This is a genomic window from Cupriavidus alkaliphilus (assembly GCF_900094595.1).
Taxonomy (GTDB): Bacteria; Pseudomonadota; Gammaproteobacteria; order Burkholderiales; family Burkholderiaceae; genus Cupriavidus; species Cupriavidus alkaliphilus.
Map to the genome: position 1 here is coordinate 405169 of NZ_FMAD01000003.1, position 17703 is coordinate 422871.

At 66.2% G+C, this 17703-nt stretch carries 16 protein-coding genes and 1 tRNA gene; 5 read left to right on the forward strand and 12 right to left on the reverse strand.

The genetic code is table 11. The features are described from left to right. The first annotated feature begins 346 nt into the window (after window positions 1–346). Window positions 347–423 (forward strand) — tRNA-Pro (locus GA0116996_RS08485). A gap of 103 nt (window positions 424–526) precedes the next feature. Here the strand turns inward: GA0116996_RS08485 and GA0116996_RS08490 are convergent. Both GA0116996_RS08490 and GA0116996_RS08495 read right to left on the reverse strand, forming a co-directional pair. Continuing rightward, entirely contained in the window at window positions 527–1267 is a 741-nt protein-coding gene (locus tag GA0116996_RS08490) for a DNA polymerase III subunit epsilon (protein ID WP_092309374.1), read from the reverse strand. A gap of 114 nt (window positions 1268–1381) precedes the next feature. Then, complete coding sequence (locus tag GA0116996_RS08495; protein ID WP_092309377.1) at window positions 1382–1909, reverse strand: cyclin family protein; 528 nt, start codon at window positions 1907–1909, stop codon at window positions 1382–1384. 593 nt (window positions 1910–2502) lie between these two features. On the opposite strand from GA0116996_RS08495, the gene infA reads away from it, so the two are divergent. The 3 genes from infA (at window position 2503) to GA0116996_RS08510 (ending at window position 4399) form a co-directional block, all read left to right on the forward strand. Next, window positions 2503–2724 carry a translation initiation factor IF-1 gene (gene infA / locus GA0116996_RS08500; RefSeq protein WP_008641674.1) on the forward strand — a complete coding sequence of 74 codons (222 nt, stop codon included), beginning with the start codon at window positions 2503–2505 and terminating at the stop codon, window positions 2722–2724. A gap of 198 nt (window positions 2725–2922) precedes the next feature. Then, on the forward strand, window positions 2923–3399 hold the full coding sequence (locus GA0116996_RS08505) for a SixA phosphatase family protein (RefSeq protein WP_092309379.1): 477 nt from the start codon (window positions 2923–2925) through the stop codon (window positions 3397–3399). Window positions 3400–3556: 157 nt separating this feature from the next. Further along, a complete protein-coding gene (locus GA0116996_RS08510) occupies window positions 3557–4399 on the forward strand; it encodes a GNAT family N-acetyltransferase (RefSeq protein ID WP_092309382.1) in 843 nt (280 codons plus the stop codon). Window positions 4400–4468: 69 nt separating this feature from the next. Here GA0116996_RS08510 and ppx read toward each other — a convergent pair whose 3' ends face one another. Continuing rightward, entirely contained in the window at window positions 4469–6001 is a 1533-nt protein-coding gene (ppx, locus tag GA0116996_RS08515; RefSeq protein ID WP_092309385.1) for an exopolyphosphatase, read from the reverse strand. Window positions 6002–6155: 154 nt separating this feature from the next. On the opposite strand from ppx, the gene ppk1 reads away from it, so the two are divergent. Next, complete coding sequence (gene ppk1 / locus GA0116996_RS08520) at window positions 6156–8282, forward strand: polyphosphate kinase 1 (RefSeq protein ID WP_092309388.1); 2127 nt, start codon at window positions 6156–6158, stop codon at window positions 8280–8282. Window positions 8283–8336: 54 nt separating this feature from the next. Here the strand turns inward: ppk1 and phoR are convergent, their stop codons facing one another. From phoR to folP, 9 genes are all read right to left on the reverse strand, one after another. Next, entirely contained in the window at window positions 8337–9719 is a 1383-nt protein-coding gene (gene phoR, locus GA0116996_RS08525; protein ID WP_092309391.1) for a phosphate regulon sensor histidine kinase PhoR, read from the reverse strand. Between the two features lie 112 nt (window positions 9720–9831). After that, window positions 9832–10539: a phosphate regulon transcriptional regulator PhoB gene (gene phoB / locus GA0116996_RS08530; protein ID WP_012353221.1), complete on the reverse strand. Its 708-nt coding sequence runs from the start codon at window positions 10537–10539 to the stop codon at window positions 9832–9834. A 28-nt stretch (window positions 10540–10567) separates the two neighbouring features. Beyond that, entirely contained in the window at window positions 10568–11272 is a 705-nt protein-coding gene (phoU, locus tag GA0116996_RS08535) for a phosphate signaling complex protein PhoU (protein ID WP_018007821.1), read from the reverse strand. A 47-nt stretch (window positions 11273–11319) separates the two neighbouring features. Further along, a complete protein-coding gene (gene pstB / locus GA0116996_RS08540; protein ID WP_018007822.1) occupies window positions 11320–12108 on the reverse strand; it encodes a phosphate ABC transporter ATP-binding protein PstB in 789 nt (262 codons plus the stop codon). Window positions 12109–12159: 51 nt separating this feature from the next. Then, the gene (gene pstA / locus GA0116996_RS08545) at window positions 12160–13062 is read right to left on the reverse strand and encodes a phosphate ABC transporter permease PstA (protein ID WP_092309394.1); all 903 of its coding nucleotides are present in this window, start codon (window positions 13060–13062) and stop codon (window positions 12160–12162) included. After that, the gene (gene pstC, locus GA0116996_RS08550; RefSeq protein WP_092309397.1) at window positions 13059–14027 is read right to left on the reverse strand and encodes a phosphate ABC transporter permease PstC; all 969 of its coding nucleotides are present in this window, start codon (window positions 14025–14027) and stop codon (window positions 13059–13061) included. Before pstC ends, pstA begins: the two co-directional genes overlap by 4 nt. 117 nt (window positions 14028–14144) lie before the next feature. After that, the gene (gene pstS / locus GA0116996_RS08555; RefSeq protein WP_092309400.1) at window positions 14145–15176 is read right to left on the reverse strand and encodes a phosphate ABC transporter substrate-binding protein PstS; all 1032 of its coding nucleotides are present in this window, start codon (window positions 15174–15176) and stop codon (window positions 14145–14147) included. Between the two features lie 230 nt (window positions 15177–15406). Then, a complete protein-coding gene (glmM, locus tag GA0116996_RS08560) occupies window positions 15407–16750 on the reverse strand; it encodes a phosphoglucosamine mutase (protein ID WP_092309403.1) in 1344 nt (447 codons plus the stop codon). 61 nt (window positions 16751–16811) lie between these two features. Beyond that, window positions 16812–17603 carry a dihydropteroate synthase gene (gene folP / locus GA0116996_RS08565; RefSeq protein ID WP_244159790.1) on the reverse strand — a complete coding sequence of 264 codons (792 nt, stop codon included), beginning with the start codon at window positions 17601–17603 and terminating at the stop codon, window positions 16812–16814. Between the last annotated feature and the right edge of the window lie 100 nt (window positions 17604–17703).

Genomic DNA, 17703 nt, shown 5'->3' on the forward strand with positions numbered 1-17703 from the left:
TCCTGTGCCGGATCGTTGTTATCGAATGCCGCACCTCCTGCTTCAGGCCGCCCTTGACGCCTTTTGGCGAACGAAGGCAGACCGAGCCGCTCGCCCAGGGCGGGGAGCGCCGTTCTTGTTGTGGTGATCAGGTCAGTCCGGAAGGAACTACGCAAAACCGGGCGTTCCCAACAGCACGCCGGTCGGACTGGAGCGGTGTGCGGATTATCGCAGCGCGCAAACCCAAGTCAAGACAAAGCGCCCCCGCCAGAAGGGGGAGCAGCGCGGCTCGCCCGGGGCGGCCCGAACGCGCTGGCATCGACGCACATTGACCTTGGCTCGCGGACGCGGCTACAATGGCCGGCTTCGGAGCGTAGCGCAGCCTGGTAGCGCATCTGATTTGGGATCAGAGGGTCGTAGGTTCGAATCCTATCGCTCCGACCAGAAATACCCAATGGAAACAACGGCCTGGATCGCAAGATCCAGGCCGTTTTTCTTTTGCCGGCGCGCCCGCGCAAGGCAGCCATGCGCGCTTGCAAGCGCCCTGTCACCACGGGAACAAGTCCGGCCAGATCACCGCGCCGGCGCACAGCAGCAGTATCACGGCCGCCATCACCAGCCCCCGCCCGGGGCCGTGCTGGCTGGCTTCGACTTGCGGCATCCAGGAAGACGCGGCTTCCGGCGGCGGCGCCAGGGGCGGCGCAGCCGGCGCGCTGCCGGCGTGCGGTGCGGTGCTCATCGCGAAATCGGCCTCCGCCAGCAGGAAGCCCATCGGCGTCGCGTGCTGGGTGGCGCCGATCGGCCGGAACAGCAGCTTGGACAGCGCCAGGCAATCATCCAAAGCCACCTGCGGCCGGGGACGGAAGATGTTCAGGTGCTCGCACAGCGTATCGAGCTTGTGGTTGGCGGCGTGGAAATACTGGGACCAGCGCACCTGCCGCACCGAGCAGCGCCAGCGCTTGTGCTGGATGCCGGGCAGCACTTTTTCCAGCATCCTGGCGTTGAAAGCGGCGCCGTGGGCCACCAGCACCTCGGCCTCGTCGACAATGGCGCGGATGGCGCCGAGGTCGAAGCGGCGCCCGCGCAGCATGTCGGCGGTCAGGCCATGGGTATCGGTGGCCGCCGCGCTGATCGGCACGGTCGGCTCCTGCGAACCGTAGTACTCCGCCACTTCGCCCAGCAGGCCGCCGGCGCGCGGCGACACCTCGACCAGCAGCAAGCCGATGCTGACGGGCTCATCGGCTGGCGTGAGCCCGGTGGTTTCGGTACTGACGATTGCGACCCGCATGGGCACTCCGGTGTGGCTGTGCGCGGACCTGCCAGGCGCCAGCCGCTATGATCGTTTGCCTCTAGCGTAGTGCGAGCGCGTTAATCGTCATATCCGCCAGATGGGCTAAACGGTTCAGGCGGGGGGCTGCGCCTGCGCCTGCGCTTCGCCGCGCCGCCGCTCCAGGTTGCAGTACACATCGGCCGCGACCAGCCCGAACAGCGCATGCGCGAACAGGCTCTCCCAGCCGCGCGCTTCGTCGAACCAGTTCATATAGCGCCCCAGCACATAAAAGTTGATCAGGTACACCACCACGCCGAATACGATCCCGACCACCGAGGCCAGGCCCAGGCTGGTGTCGAGCCGGAACGACGACAGGATCAGCGCCAGCGCCGCCGCCAGGATGATCGACAAGGCAAAATGCACCGTGCCCGCGGCCAGCACGATGGTCCAGTTGAAGGCATCGGCCGACAGCGCCTCACGGCCCAGGATGATGGCTGCAACCATCTTCACGGTGCCCCAGGCGCCCTGGTACAGCAGAAAGCGCGCGGTCAGCAGCTCCAGCACCATGTAGACCGCGCCCGCAATCAGCCCCGCCAGCACCGCGGCGCGCCAGTCGGGGCGACAGCGGACAAAGCGGTGCGATTCCAGATGGAGTTCCATGGCAGTCTCCTTGCGAGATCCGGCCCGGCACGGCCGTACGCGTTAGTTCTAGCTCATATGGCTCAAATACCAAGCGGACCCCGAGCCGGTTTGCGCCTTTATCGCCATTTTGTAGCGCCGTGCCCGCCACGGGTGCAACCGACGCGCCGGCAATGCTGCATCTGCGTACGTGATACAATGTCGGAGTAGCCCCCGGGGTGTCCGAGCATCCCTGTAACCGGGCGTTCTCACCAGCGCGCTCCTGCGAGCGAACAGCAGCCGCCGGCGCGGGCCATCCGCGACGACACCGAACTGGCGAACCACCGGGTACACCTGCCCGCCTGCTCCGCGAAGCACACGGCCTCTCCGGCTGTCAGCGACCAGGTTTTCGCCCAAAGCAATCCGCCCCCGCAGGGCGACACCGCTGACGCCGCCGGTTGATCCGGTCATGCAGGCGCCAGCCGCAGCATGCGCGCCCTGCCCCCGACCGCCTCAGGCGCGAATGGCCGTATCGGCGCAAGGTGCCGCGGTGGGTTGACGTTGCGGCTGAAGCGAACAGATTTTTTGAAAACGTAACCATGCAGCCTTCGCTGGCTGCCGAAAAGGAAGACAGATTGGCTAAGGAAGAACTCATTGAATTTGGCGGCGTGGTGTCGGAAGCCCTGCCTGACAACCGCTATCGTGTCACGCTGGAAAACGGCGTTGAAATCTGGGCATACGCTTCGGGCAAGATGCAGAAGCACCGCATCCGCATCCTGGCCGGCGACCGCGTGACCCTGGAAATGTCGCCCTACGACCTGACCAAGGGGCGCATCAACTTCCGCCACAAGTCCTGAGTTTCCCGACGGCGCCGATGGCAACACATTGCCATCGGCGCCGCCGCTGTATTGCGCCGACGCGCTGTCACGCCGCTGACACCGCGCCCGGATACGCTTGCGGGCTGCCCTGACCGGCAGCCCGCTTTTGTTCGCGCCGCGCTTGCGCCGGTCGGGCCGCTTCACCATACTCGAAGCAAGCTCATTGCCCCGTCCGACATGAACCTGATCCTGTGGCGCCATGCCGAAGCCGAAGACCTCCCCGACGCCCTCAGCCTTAGCCGCCATGCCGATCTGCAGCGGCCGCTGACGCGCCGCGGCCGCAAGCAGGCCGAGGCCTCGGCCAAATGGCTGCGCGCCCACCTGCCAGCCGATACCCGCATCGTGTGCAGCCCCGCCGTGCGCGCCCGCGAAACGGCGGCGGCGCTGACCGGCGACGCACAAATCCTGGATGCCCTGGCCCCCGGCGCCGACGTCAGCGCCGTGCTGGCCGCGGTCGAATGGCCGGAGCGCACCGAGCACGTGGTGGTGGTCGGTCACCAGCCCTGGATCGGCCGCGTCGCCAGCCTGCTGCTGGCGGGCACCGAAATGGACTGGAGCGTGCGCAAGGGCGGCGTCTGGTGGCTGACCGGCCGTACCCGCGAAAGCGAAGCCCAGACGGTGCTGCGAGCGGTCATCAACCCCGAATTCCTCTGAGACCTGCGGGGGTGCGGCACCGACCGGTGTGCCCCTGAAGCCCTCCCGGACCGGCCCGGCTGTCGAAGTCACGCAACCGTCATCGCCGGGTCACGGCATTGTCACCTGCCCTCACTACATTGCATCGCAACAGTTTCGTCACCAAAAGGACATACTGATGCGAGATCTGCCGACGCCTACCCAGCCGCTCTTCGACTCTCTGCCCAATGGCCTCGGCGGCCAGACGGCGCGGAGGCGTCTTCATCGCCCATCGGATACAGCGGCACATGAGTCGCCTGTTCTCAGCGTGGCGTGGGCGCGCCACCAGGATGAAGTAATCGAGGCCCAGCGCCTGCGCTACAAGGTCTTTGCCGAGGAAATGGGCGCGCGCCTGACGTCTTCGGTGCCCGAACTGGACATCGACATGTTCGATGCCTACTGCGACCACCTGATCGTGCGCGACATGGCCACGCTGCGCGTGGTCGGCACCTACCGCGTACTGCCGCCGCACCAGGCCAAGCGCCTGGGCTGCCTGTACGCCGAATCGGAATTCGACCTGGTGCGCCTGTCGCACCTGCGCCCGAAGATGCTGGAACTGGGCCGCTCGTGCGTGCACCGCGACTACCGCTCCGGCAGCGTCATCATGGCGCTGTGGGGCGGGCTGGGTGAGTACCTGCAGCGCTGGGGCATCGAATCGATGCTGGGCTGCGCCAGCGTGCCGATGAGCGACGGCGGCCACTATGCGGCCAGCCTGCACCGGCTGTTCACCGAGCGCTCGCTGGCACCGATCGAGTACCACGCCTTCCCGCGCCTGCCGCTGCCCGTGGAAGACCTGAACCAGCAGCTGGCGGTCGAGCCGCCCGCGCTGATCAAGGGCTACCTGCGCCTGGGCGCGAAGATCTGCGGCCAGCCCGCCTGGGACCCGGACTTCAACGTGGCGGACTTCCTCACGCTGCTGCGCGTGAACGACATGAATCCGCGCTACGCCCGCCACTTCCTGGGCCTGAACAACGCCGCCTGAGCGGCGCGCCCGCCAGGAAACCCTTCCGGTAACGGCCGCCGCATCGGCGGCCGGCCGCCCCCTTCCCTCTCACTCGTAGACCACCTTGTAGCGCTTGCCGATGCGCTGCCATTCGTCGGCTTCCTGCGCCAGGCTGTATTCGATCAGCGGATTGGCGTCGATCCACGCCTTCGGCAGGCGCACGGTAAAGCCTTCGTCCAGCGCTTCGGCCAGTTGCGTGACACGGATGTCCGGCAGCGCCACGTCGGAGCGGCGCCGGCACAGCACAAAGGCCAGGCGCAGGCTGAACAGCATGCGCCAGTCGACGAACTTGCCGCTGCCCGACAGCTTGCCCAGCTTGCCCGCATGGCCCAGCAGCAGCGTCGCCAGCCGCGCCTGGTCGGTCTTGGAAAAGCCCGGCATGTCGGCATGCGTGGCAATGTAGGCGGAATGCTTGTGGTAGCCGCTGTGCGAGATCGACATGCCGATCTCATGCAGGCTGGCGGCCCAGCCCAGCAGCGCGAGGTTGTCCTCGCGCCGTTCGTTGGCCGGCTCCGGAAACTGTGACAGCAGCGTCTGCGCGGTGCGCCGCACGCGGCTGGCCTGCGCGCGGTCGACACCATAGCGGCGCATGAACTGATCCACCGTGACCGTGCGCATGTCCTCATGGTGGCTGCGTCCGAGCAGGTCGTACAGCACGCCCAGCCGCAGCGCGCCGTCGGTCACGTCCATGCGCTCGATATCGAGTTCGGCGAACACGCCCAGCATGATCGACAAGCCGCCCGGCAGCACCGGGATGCGGTCCGGCTTGAGCCCGGTCAGCTTGACGCGATTGGTGTTCTCGGCCTTGATCAGCGCACGCTTGAGGCGCTCCAGCCCTTCGCGCGTGATGCCGTGCTCGGCATTGCTGTCGTTCATGCCGTTGAGCTCGATCAGCTCGGCCAGCGCGCGCGCGGTGCCGGACGAGCCCACTGCCTGCTCCCAACCCGCGGCACGGTACTGGCGCACCAGCACCTGGATCTCGCGGCGCGCCGCCAGCTCGGCCTGCTTCATCGCGTATTCGTCGACATTGCCGCTGGGGAAGAACTGGCGGCTGTGCGAGACGCAGCCGATATACAGGCTTTCCATCAGCTTGGACTGGTAGCCGTTGCCGATGATGAATTCGGTCGAGCCACCACCGATATCGACCACCAGTCGGTTGCCCTGGCAGGCCGGCGCATCGTGCGAGGCGCCCAGGTAGATCAGCCGCGCCTCCTCGCGCCCGGCGATCACTTCGATCGGGAAGCCCAGCGCGCCTTCGGCCTCGATCAGGAATTCGGAAGCGTTACGGGCCACGCGCAACGTATTGGTGGCAACCGCGCGCACCTGCCCTGGCGCGAACTCGCGCAGGCGGTCGCCGAAGCGGCGCAGCGCATCGATGCCGCGCCGCCGCGCGGGCTGGTCCAGGTATTTGTCGGGGGTAAGCCCGGCCGCCAGCCGCACCGGCTCGCGCAGCGCGTCCACCTGGAAGATCTGGCTGGCCGGGCCATTGGCCGTCGGGGTTTCGTCCACCCGCCCGATCATCAGACGGAAGCTGTTCGAGCCCATGTCGACGGCGGCCAGCAGGCGTGGAGTGTTGTTCATCGTGTGCTTGGAGGGCAGGTTCGCATTGGCGTTGCGAAGCGCGGCAGGGACACGCTGGTGCCTGGACCTGCCGCGATTCGCGCCCGGGAAAAATATGTCGTGGTCATGTCGGCATCATGACAAAATCAAACTGTCATGAAAGTGACACGATTCTATGAAAAAGTCGCCACATTACCAAAAGAAGGTCATGACCATGTCGACGACTCCGTCCAGTACGCTGCTCAATCGCGAACTGGGCATCCTGGAATTCAATGCCCGCGTGCTGGCGCAAGCCGCGGACCCGAAAGTCCCGCTGCTGGAACGGCTCAAGTTCATCTGCATCGTGTCCAGCAACCTGGACGAGTTCTTTGAAATCCGCATGGCGGGCCTGAAGGAACAGATGCGCGACAATGCCTCGGGCCTGACGCCGGACGGTCTTTCCTTCCAGCAGACCTACCAGCTTGTCACCGAGCGCACGCAACGGCTTGTGGCCTCGCAGTATGACATGCTGCAGAACACCATTTTTCCACTACTTGAAAAAGAAGGGGTCTTTTTCCACCTGACCACCACCTGGACCGACGGCCAGCGTGAATGGGCGCGCGAGTTCTTCCAGCGCGAACTGGCGCCGGTGCTGACCCCCATCGCGCTGGACCCGGCCCACCCCTTCCCGCGCGTGCTCAACAAGAGCCTGAACTTCGTGGTGGAACTGTCCGGCAAGGACGCCTTCGGGCGCGACGCCGATCTCGCCATCGTGCAGGCGCCGCGCGCGCTGCCGCGCGTGGTCAAGATGCCGGAGAAGCTGTCGGGCTATCCGTACGGCTTTGTCATGCTGTCGTCGTTCATGCAGGGCTTCGTGCACGAGCTGTTTCCCGCCATCGCCGTGCATGGCTGCTACCAGTTCCGCGTCACGCGCAACTCGGACCTGTTCGTCTCGGAAGACGACATCACCGACCTGCGCGAAGCGCTGCAGGGCGAGCTGCCCGCGCGCCATTTCGGCGACACGGTGCGGCTGGAAATCTCGTCGGATACGCCGGCGCCGCTGGCGCGCCGGCTGCTGCTGGAATCGGGGCTGGCCGAACAGGACCTGTACCGCGTCTCCGGCCCGGTGAACCTGGTGCGGCTGATGCAGATCCCCGACATGGTCGACCGGCCGGCGCTCAAGTTTCCGCCGTACGTGCCGGCGCCGGTCAAGGCCTTTTCCGGCGGTGCGTCGATGTTCGACGTGATGCGCCAGCAGGACATACTGCTGCACCATCCGTACGAGAGCTTCAGCTCGGTGCTCGACCTGCTGCAGCTGGCCGCGGCCGATCCCAACGTGGTCGCGATCAAGCAGACGGTCTACCGCACCGGCAACGAATCGCTGGTGATGGAAGCGCTGATGACCGCGGCGCGCAACGGCAAGGAAGTGACGGTGGTGGTGGAGCTACTGGCGCGCTTCGACGAGGAAACCAATATCAACTGGGCCGAGCGGCTCGAGTCCGCCGGCGCGCACGTGATCTACGGCGTGGTCGGGCACAAGTGCCACGCCAAGATGCTGCTGATCGTGCGGCGCGAGCCCACCGGGCCCAAGGCAAAGCAGGTCAAGCTGCGCCGCTATGCCCACCTGGGCACCGGCAACTACCACCCGCGCACGGCCCGGCTCTATACCGACTTCGGGCTGCTGACCGCTGACGAGGCCATCTGCGAAGACGTGCACCATGTGTTCCAGCTGCTGACCGGCACCGCCGGCACGATCCGGCTGAACCACCTGTGGCAGTCGCCGTTCACCATGCAGAGCAACCTGGTCGACCATATCCGCGCCGAGGCCCGCAACGCGCGCGCAGGCAAGCCGGCACGCATCATCGCCAAGATGAATGCGCTGCTGGAACCGTCGATCATTGACGAGTTGTACAAGGCCTCGCGCGCCGGCGTGAAGATCGACCTGATCGTGCGCGGCGTGTGCGCGCTGATGCCGGGCGTGCCGGGCATGTCCGAGAACATCTCGGTGCGCTCGATCATCGGGCGCTTCCTCGAACACCACCGCGTCTATTACTTCCACGCCACCGGCGAAGAGGTGCTCTACCTGTCCAGCGCCGACTGGATGGACCGCAACCTGTTCCGCCGCGTGGAAGTCGCGTTCCCGGTGCTGGACAAGGCGCTGAAGGCGCGCGTCATCAAGGAAAGCCTGCAGGTCCACCTGCGCGACAATGCCTCGGCGTGGATCATGCAGTCCGACGGCAACTACGTGCGCACGCAGACGCGCTCCAAGCATCCACACGTCAGCCAGAACGATCTGCTGGTGATGTTCGGCGGCACGCCCTGAACCGCGCCTCGCAGGCAAGGAAAAACCCCGCCGCGGCGGGGCTTTTCTTTGGGATCAGGCTGCGCGCCGGGAATTTTCCGGTGCCTGCGGCGTTACCGTCGGACCCGCGCCCGGCACCGGGCTGTCCGCGCTGGCGGCAGCGGAACGCAGGCTGCGCTCGAGCGGGAACACCACGCGGAACACGCTGCCCCGGCCCTCCTCGCTGGTGACGCGCAGTTCGGCATGGTGGCGCGACAGCACGTGCTTGACGATGGCCAACCCAAGGCCGGTACCGCCGGTGTCGCGCGAACGGCTGCGGTCGACGCGGTAGAAGCGCTCGGTCAGCCGGGGAATATGTTCGGCCGCGATGCCCAGGCCGGTATCGGCCACCGAGAACACCGCGTGGCCGTCTTCCCACGCGAGCCGCATGGTGATGCGCCCGCCTTCCGGCGTGTAGCGCACCGCGTTCGATACCAGGTTGCCCAGCGCCGACATCAGCTCGGTTTCCGCGCCACGCATGCCCACGGTCGGGTCGATCTCGGCCGCGACGTGGTGCCGGCCCTGCGACAGCGCCTCGGCGTCGTGCATCAGGTGCGCCACCATGGCGCGCATCGGCACCACGTCATGTCCCGGCGGCTGCGCGTCGCTTTCCAGCTTGGCCAGCGCCAGCAGGTCTTCGACGATGCTCTGCATCCGCACCGACTGCGCCAGCATCATGTCGATGTAGCGGCGCCGATCCTCCTCCGACACCGGCAGGTCGCGCACGGTCTCGAGGAAGCCGGTCATCACGGTCAGCGGGGTCTTCAGTTCGTGCGAGACATTGGCGACGAAGTCGCGCCGCATCGCCTCGGTGTTTTCCAGCTTGGTGATGTCCTGCGTGATCACCAGCTTGCGGTTGTCGCCATACGGCAGGATCTGCACCGCGATCGCGCTGTGCTTGTGCTCGCCCATGTCGCGCATCACCAGCGGGTCGTCGAACTGTTGCCGGGTCAGGTAGTGGACGAACTCCGGCCGGCGGATCAGGTGGGTAATGCGCTGGCGCACGTCGCGCCGCGCGTTCAGGCCGAAATGCTGCTCGGCGACGTCGTTGCACCACTCGATCTGGTCGGCGTCATCGAGCATCAGCACGCCGTTGGGCGAGGCCTGGATCGCCTGGATAAAGCGCGTGTGCTGCTGCTCCACCTGCAGCACCTGGGTGCGCCAGCGCTTGACCAGTCGGTGCAGGCGGTAATACACCTCGCCCCACAGGCCGAGCGCGCTCGGGATCTCGCCGTAGACGGGCGCGTCCAGCACCTTCCACAGCCGGTTGATCTGGTACAGGTAGTAGAACAGCAGGCCGAGCAGGGAAACGCAGGCCAGGGCCAGCGCCGGCACGGGGCCGGCGACCAGGTAGACGCCGGCGGACAGCACCAGCAGGCTGATCAGGATGGCCGCGGAACGGGCCCAGATGACATTCATGCGCAGGGTTCAGGCTCGCAGCCAGCCATGGAAGCGGCTGCCTGCAGGGTTGCGACGGAGTGTGCCACGATTTCGCCGCGCCCTGCCAGCGGCTTGAGACCCGTGCGGCGGTTCAGGCGCCAGGGGTGCGCGCCAGCCGGTAGCCGCTGCCACGCACGGTTTCGATCATGTTGCTGTAGCCGCCCGGCGTCAGCGCGGCGCGCAGGCGCTTGATATGGACGTCGACCGTGCGCTCCTCGACAAAGACGTGGTCGCCCCAGACCTGGTCGAGCAGCTGCGAGCGGCTGTGCACGCGCTCCGGATGGGTCATCAGGAAGTGCAGCAGGCGGAACTCGGTGGGCCCCAGGTCCAGCTTGATCGGACCGCTCTCGTCCTGGCCGGTCACGCGGTGCGTGGCCGGGTCCAGGCGCAGGCCGTTGATCGCCACCACGTCGTCGGTCAGCTGCGGCGCGCGGCGGCGCAGCACGGCCTTGATCCGCGCCAGCAGCTCCTTGGGCGAGAACGGCTTGGTGACGTAGTCGTCGGCACCGGCTTCGAGGCCCATCACCTTGTCCTGCTCCTCGCCGCGGGCGGTCAGCATGATGATGGGGATCTGGCGGGTGCGGTCGTTGGCGCGCAACTCCTTGGCGAAGTTCGCGCCTGACTTGCCCGGGAGCATCCAGTCGAGCAGCACCAGGTCGGGCAGCACATCGCTCATCAGCGACAGCGCCTGCTCGGCGTTATAGGCCCGGATCGGATAATGCCCCGCGTGCTGCAGGTTCACGGCGATCAGTTCGGCGATCGCCGGTTCGTCTTCGACAACGAGAATACTGCTTGGCATGTGTATGGTTCTCCGTGGGCGGCTGTACTCAGCTCAGCGCTTCGCGCTCCATGTCCTCGCGCGAGACATGGCGGACGTCCGTCCCCTTGACAATGTAAATGATAAATTCCGCGATGTTCTTGGCGTGATCGCCGATGCGCTCAACGGCCTTGGCGATGAACAGGAAATCCAGCGCCACCGAAATCGTGCGCGGGTCTTCCATCATGTACGTGATCAGCTTGCGCACGAAGCCGCGGAATTCCTCGTCGATGGCCTTGTCGTCCTTGACGATGCGCGCCGCCGCGACCGTATCCAGCCGGGCAAAGGCATCGAGCGCCTGGCGCAGCAGCGAAATCGCCATCTCGCCCGAGAGCTTGACCTCGGCGTAGTTGATGCTGTGCGCCGATGCGTCTTCCATGATGTGCTTGGTGCGCTTGGCGATCTTCTCGGCCTCGTCGCCGGCGCGCTCCAGGTTGGTGATGGTCTTGGAGATGGCCATCACCAGGCGCAGGTCGCGCGCGGTCGGCTGGCGCCGGGCGATGATGTTGCCGCAATCGGCATCGATCTCGACTTCCAGCGCGTTGAGCTGGATCTCGCGGGCGATCACCTGGTCGGCGATCTCGGCGTCGAAGTCGGTCAGCGCGCGCATGGCCAGCTCGATCTGCGACTCCACCAGGCCGCCCATCTGCAGCAGCTTGGTGTTGATGGCGTTGAGGTCTGCGTCGAACTGGGTCGACAGGTGCTTGTCAGTCATGGGATTCTCCTGGGCGCTTATGGATATGCTAGTCCCTGCCCTGCCTGTCAGCCGAAGCGGCCGGTGATGTAGTCTTCCGTTTCCTTGCGGTGCGGCTTGATGAAGATCTTCTCGGTCTCGCCGAACTCGATCAGCTCGCCCAGGTACATGTAGGCGGTGTAGTCCGAGCAGCGCGCCGCCTGCTGCATGTTGTGCGTCACGATCACCACGGTGTACTCGTCCTTCAGCTCGGCGATCAGCTCTTCGATGCGGCCGGTGGAAATCGGGTCGAGCGCCGAGCACGGTTCGTCCAGCAGCAGCACTTCGGGGCGGATGGCGATGCCGCGCGCGATGCACAGGCGCTGCTGCTGGCCGCCGGACAGGCCGTAGCCCGACTGGTGCAGTTTGTCCTTGGCCTCGTTCCACAGCGCCGCCTTGGTCAGCGCCCACTCCACGCGGTCGTCCATTTCCGAGCGCGACAGCTTCTCGAACAGGCGCACGCCGAAGGCGATGTTGTCATAGATCGACATCGGGAACGGCGTCGGCTTCTGGAACACCATGCCGACCTTGGCGCGCAGCAGCGCGATGTCCTGCCTGGCGGTCAGCAGGTTGTCGCCGTCCATGTTGATCTCGCCCTCGGCGCGCTGCTCGGGGTAGAGCGCGTACATCTTGTTGAAGGTGCGCAGCAGCGTCGACTTGCCGCATCCCGACGGGCCGATGAAGGCCGTGACCTTGCGGTCCGGGATCGACATGTTGATGTTCTTCAGGGCATGGAACTGGCCGTAGTAGAAGTTCAGGTTGCGCACGTCGATCTTGGCGCGAACCGAATCGGGAATGTCGATGACGGTGGAGGTCATTGCGTTTTCTCGCTTGCAGTCTTGGGGCGGTCCGGATGACGGGCGCGCCGCTTATTTCTTGAACAGGATGCGCGCCAGGATATTCAGGGCCAGCACGCCGATCGTAATCAGGAACACACCCGCCCAGGCCAGTTGCTGCCATTCGGTGAACGGGCTCATGGCAAAGCGGAAGATCGTCACCGGCAGGTTGGCCATCGGCTTGTTCAGGTCGGTGGTCCAGAACTGGTTGGACAGCGCGGTGAACAGCAGCGGCGCGGTTTCGCCGGCGATACGGGCCACGGCCAGCAATACGCCGGTCACAATTCCCGCGTACGATGACTTCACCGTGATCGACAGCACCATCTTCCACTTGGGCGTGCCCAGGGCGAAGGCGGCCTCGCGCAGCGCGTTGGGCACCAGGTTCAGCATGTTCTCGGTGGTGCGCACCACGATCGGCACCTGCAGCAGCGCCAGCGCGCAGATGCCGGCCCAGCCCGAGAAGTGGCCCATGCGGGTCACCACCAGCGCGTAGACGAACAGGCCGATCACGATCGACGGCGCCGACAGCAGGATGTCGTTGATAAAGCGGATAAAGCTGGCCAGCGGCGAGCTCTTGCCGTACTCGGCCAGGTAGATGCCCGCCAGGATGCCCAGCGGCGTGCCGAACAGCGTGGCCATGCCGACCATCACGAAGCTGCCGAAGATGGCATTGGCGAGGCCGCCGCCGGCGGTATTAGGGGCCGGCGTCATCTGCGTGAACAGGTCCAGCGACAGCCCGCCGACGCCCAGCGTGACGGTGGTCCACAGGATCCACGCCAGCCAGAACAGGCCGAAGCCCATCGCCACCAGCGAGGCGCTCAGCGCGTACAGGTTGACGCGGCGGCGGCGGCCCTGCAGGCGGGCGCGCACGGCATCGGCATCGGGACGGACGGCGGGAATCGATACGGAAGACATGGCTTGGCTCGCTTGGCTCATTTTGCGCCCTCATTCTTGGCCAGTCGCAGCAGCAGCAGCTTGGACAGCGCCAGCACCACGAAGGTGATGAAGAACAGGATCAGGCCCAGCTCCATCAGCGCGGCGGTATGCAGGCCTGCGCCGGCTTCGGCGAACTCGTTGGCGAGCGCCGAGGTAATGCTGTTGCCCGGCGAGAACAGCGAGGCGCTGTCCAGCAGGTTGGTGTTGCCGATCACGAAGGTGACGGCCATGGTCTCGCCCAGCGCGCGGCCCAGGCCCAGCATCACGCCGCCGATCACGCCGGCGCGGGTGTAGGGCAGCACCACGTTCCACATCACTTCCCAAGTGGTGCAGCCCACGCCGTAGGCGGATTCCTTGAGCAGCACCGGGGTGACTTCGAACACGTCGCGCATCACCGAGGCGATGTACGGAATGATCATGATCGCCAGGATCACGCCCGCGCACAGCAGGCCGATGCCCAGCGGCGCGCCCTGGAACAGCTTGCCGACCACCGGCAACTGGCCCACCGTGGCGGCCAGGGGCTTCTGGAAATATTCGCCGAAGATCGGCGCGAACACGAGCAGGCCCCACATGCCGTAGACGATCGACGGCACCGCGGCCAGCAGCTCGATGGCGGTGCCGAGCGGGCGGCGCAGCCAGGCAGGCGACAGCTCGGTCAGGAACAGGGCGATGCCGAAGCTGACCGGCACCGCGATGATCAGTGCGATCAGCGAGGTCACGATGGTGCCGTAGATCGGCACCAGCGCACCATAGACATCGGCGGGGGGATCCCACTCCGCGGACCACAGGAAGCGCGCGCCGAAGGCCTCGATCGAGGGCCAGGCGCTGATCGCGAGCGAGACGATGATGCCGCCCAGCAGCAGCAGCGTCACGATCGCGGCGCCCCGCGTCAGGCCGCCGAACAGGATGTCGCCCATGCGGCTCGGGGGCTGGACGTTGCGGGTGTCGGAGGGGATAGTCGCCATGTCGGGAATTCAGGGTGGATCGCCGCTCGCGCCTGGGCGCGAGCACGGTGGCCGGGCCGGTTTCGGGCTGCCCGGCCACCGCCGCCGCGCACACGCGCGGCCGGCGATGCCGTCAGATCAGTACAGCGCCTTGCCCGAAGCGTCCTTGACGCTGGTCTTCCAGGTCGAACGGATCTGGTTGACCACGTTCTCCGGCAGCGGCACGTAGTCGAGTTCGGCGGCCATGTTGGCGCCGCTCTTGTAGGCCCAGTCGAAGAACTTCAGCACTTCGGTGCCCTGCGCCGGCTTTTCCTGGTTCTTGTGGACCAGGATGAAGGTGGCGCCGGCGATCGGCCAGGCGTCCTTGCCCGGCTGGTTGGTCAGGATCTGGTAGTAGCTCTTGCTCCAGTCCGCGCCGGCGGCGGCGGCCTTGAAGGCGTCGTCACCCGGCTTGACCACGGCACCCGACGCGTTCTTCATGTTCACGTGGGTCATCTTGTTCTGCTTGGCGTAGGCGTACTCGACATAGCCGATCGCACCGTTCAGGCGCTGCACGAAGGCGGCCACGCCCTCGTTGCCCTTGCCGCCGGTGCCGCCGCCCGGCCAGTTGACCGTGGTGCCCTCGCCGACCGTGCCCTTCCAGTCAGCGCTGACCTTGGACAGGTAGTTGGTGAAGATGAAGGTAGTGCCCGAACCGTCGGCACGACGCACCGGCAGGATGTCCTGGCTCGGCAGCTTGGCTTGCGGGTTCAGCGCCTTGATGGCGGGATCATCCCACTTCTTGATCTTGCCCAGGTAGATGTTGGCCAGCACCTCGCCGGTGATGGTCAGCTCGCCCGGCTTCACGCCTTGCAGGTTGATCACCGGCACCACACCGCCGATCACGGTCGGGAACTGGACCAGGCCCTGCTTGTTCAGCTCCTCGTCCTTCAGCGGCGCGTCCGAGGCGCCGAAATCGACCGTCTTGGCACCGATCTGCTTGATGCCGCCGGACGAGCCGATGGATTGATAGTTGACCTTGTTGCCCGTTGCTTTGTTATATGCGTCGGCCCACTTGGAATACACGGGCGCCGGGAAGGAAGCGCCTGCACCGGTAATTTCCGCCGCGAACGCAGTGCCCGCCACCACCATCGAAACGATGCCTGCCACGGCAGTCTTGACCAGCTTCATATGTCCTCCAGAGAACATTGGTTGGGAATGACAAATTTTTGACAAGACGAACTTTATGCTGCCTGTATGACAATTCCGTGACATCTTTAAATCTTCTTGAAACTGGCCTGCAGCAAGGTAATGACGGGATGGTGCCGCCTTGCGGTGTGGGAAATATGACGGCGGTTAATTGCGCAGTTAGATAAAAAAACGCCGGGCGGGCCCGGCGTTCGTTTCTGGGATGGGCGCTGTCAGGCACCCAGCGCGTCCGCCAGCATCCTGGCCGCGCGCTCGGCCATCTCGGCCTGCTCCGCTTCAACCATCACGCGCACCACGGGCTCGGTGCCGGAGGCACGGATCAGCACCCGGCCGCGGCCTTCCAGTTCCGGCTCCACCGCGGCACGCGCCGCCTGCAGGCCAGCATGGGTCTGCCAGTCGAACCCCTTCTGCACGCGTACATTGATCAGCGTCTGCGGGAACAGCTTCACGCCGTCGAGCAGTTGCGCCAGGGTCTTGCCGCTGCGGCGCAACGCGCCCAGCACCTGCAGCGCCGACACGATGCCGTCGCCGGTGCTGTGGCGATCCAGGCACAACAGGTGGCCCGAGCCCTCGCCGCCCAGCGTCCACTTGCGCTTGTTCAGTTCTTCCAGCACATAGCGGTCGCCCACCTTGGCGCGCACGAAGTCGACGCCCTCGCGCTTGAGCGCCAGCTCCACCGCCATATTCGTCATCAGCGTGCCGACCGCGCCGGGAACCGCCTGCCCGACGGCCTGGCGGTCGCGCACGATCAGGTAGAGCAGTTCGTCGCCGTTGTAGAGGCGGCCATCGGCGTCCACCACCTGCAGCCGGTCCGCATCGCCATCGAAGGCCAGGCCCAGGTCCGCGCCGTTGGCCTTGACCGCCTCGATCAGCTTTTCCGGCGCGGTGGCGCCGTAGCCGGCGTTGATATTGCGGCCGTTCGGCTGGTTGCCGATGGCGACCACGTCGGCGCCCAGCTCATGGAACACCGGCGGCGCAATGTGATAGGCCGCGCCATGGGCGCAGTCGACCACCAGCTTCAGGCCATGCAGGTCCTGCTCGTACGGGAAGGTGCTCTTGCAGAATTCGATATAGCGGCCGGCTGCATCGTCGATGCGGCGGGCGCGTCCCAGGTCGTCGGAGGGGGCGCACACCATGGGCTCGTCCAGGGCCGTCTCGATCGCGGCCTCGACTGCGTCGGGCAGCTTGTCGCCGCTGGCCGAGAAGAACTTGATGCCGTTGTCGTAGTAGGGATTGTGGCTGGCCGAGATCACCACGCCGGCCGACAGCCGCAGCGCCCGCGTCAGGTAGGCGATGCCGGGGGTTGGGAGCGGGCCGGTCAGCAACACATGCACGCCCGCCGAAGTAAAGCCGGCTTCCAGCGCGGCTTCCAGCATGTAGCCCGAAATGCGGGTGTCCTTGCCGATCAGCACGGTCGGCTTGCCCTGCCCGGTCCTGGCGCCGTGCGCGAGCACCTTGCCCGCGGCATGCCCCAGCCGCATCACGAAGTCCGGCGTGATCGGCGCATCGCCGACCTTGCCCCGCACGCCATCGGTCCCGAAATACTTGCGTGTCATTCTTTGTTTCCCTTTCTCTGCTGTGTTCTGTCTTGGTGGCGCCGACCGGGCGTCGCCTGGCTCAGCCCGCGCTGACGGATTCGTTGCGCACGGCCCACCAGGTCTTCACGGCATCGACGGTCTGCTCAACATCATGCACGCGTACGATCCACGCACCGCGCTCCACCGCACATACCGCCGCGGCAATGCTGGCGGCGACACGCTGCTGTGGCGGCCGGCCACCAAGGATGGCGCCCAGCGTGGACTTGCGCGAGATGCCTGCCAGCACCGGCAGGCCGTCGAGCGCCAGCTTCGGCAACTGCCCGAGCAGGCGCAAATTATGATCCGGTGTCTTGCCGAAGCCAAATCCCGGATCGAGGCAGATCCGGGCCTCGTCGATCCCGGCGGCGCGCAGCACGGCGACGCGCTCTGCCAGGAACTGCGCGACCTCGGCGACCACATCGTCGTAGTGCGGGTTCTCCTGCATGGTCTGCGGATCGCGCTGCATATGCATCACGCACAGGCCCGCCTGCCCGCCCGCTACCGCCTCGACCGCGCCTGGCATGCGCAAGCCCCAGATATCGTTGATGAGATCGGCTCCGGCCGCAAGCGCGGCGCGCATGACCTCCGGCTTGTAGGTGTCGATCGACAGCGGCTTGCCGCAGTCGCGCAGCGCTTCCACCACAGGGATCACGCGCGCCAGCTCGTTTTCCAGCGGTAGCGCTGCCGATCCCGGCCGGCTGGATTCCCCGCCGATGTCGATGATGTCGACGCCTTCGGCAATCATCTGCTCGGCATGGCGCAGCGCCGCGTCGCGGCTGGCGTGCTGGCCGCCGTCGGAAAAGGAGTCGGGCGTGACGTTCAGGATGCCCATCACCAGCGGACGCTGGTCCAGGGCAAAGCGGAAACGGCCGCACTGGAAGTGCCGGGTCTGGGTCGTCTGCTGCAAGGTAGGAAGGCTTTGGCGATGCGCG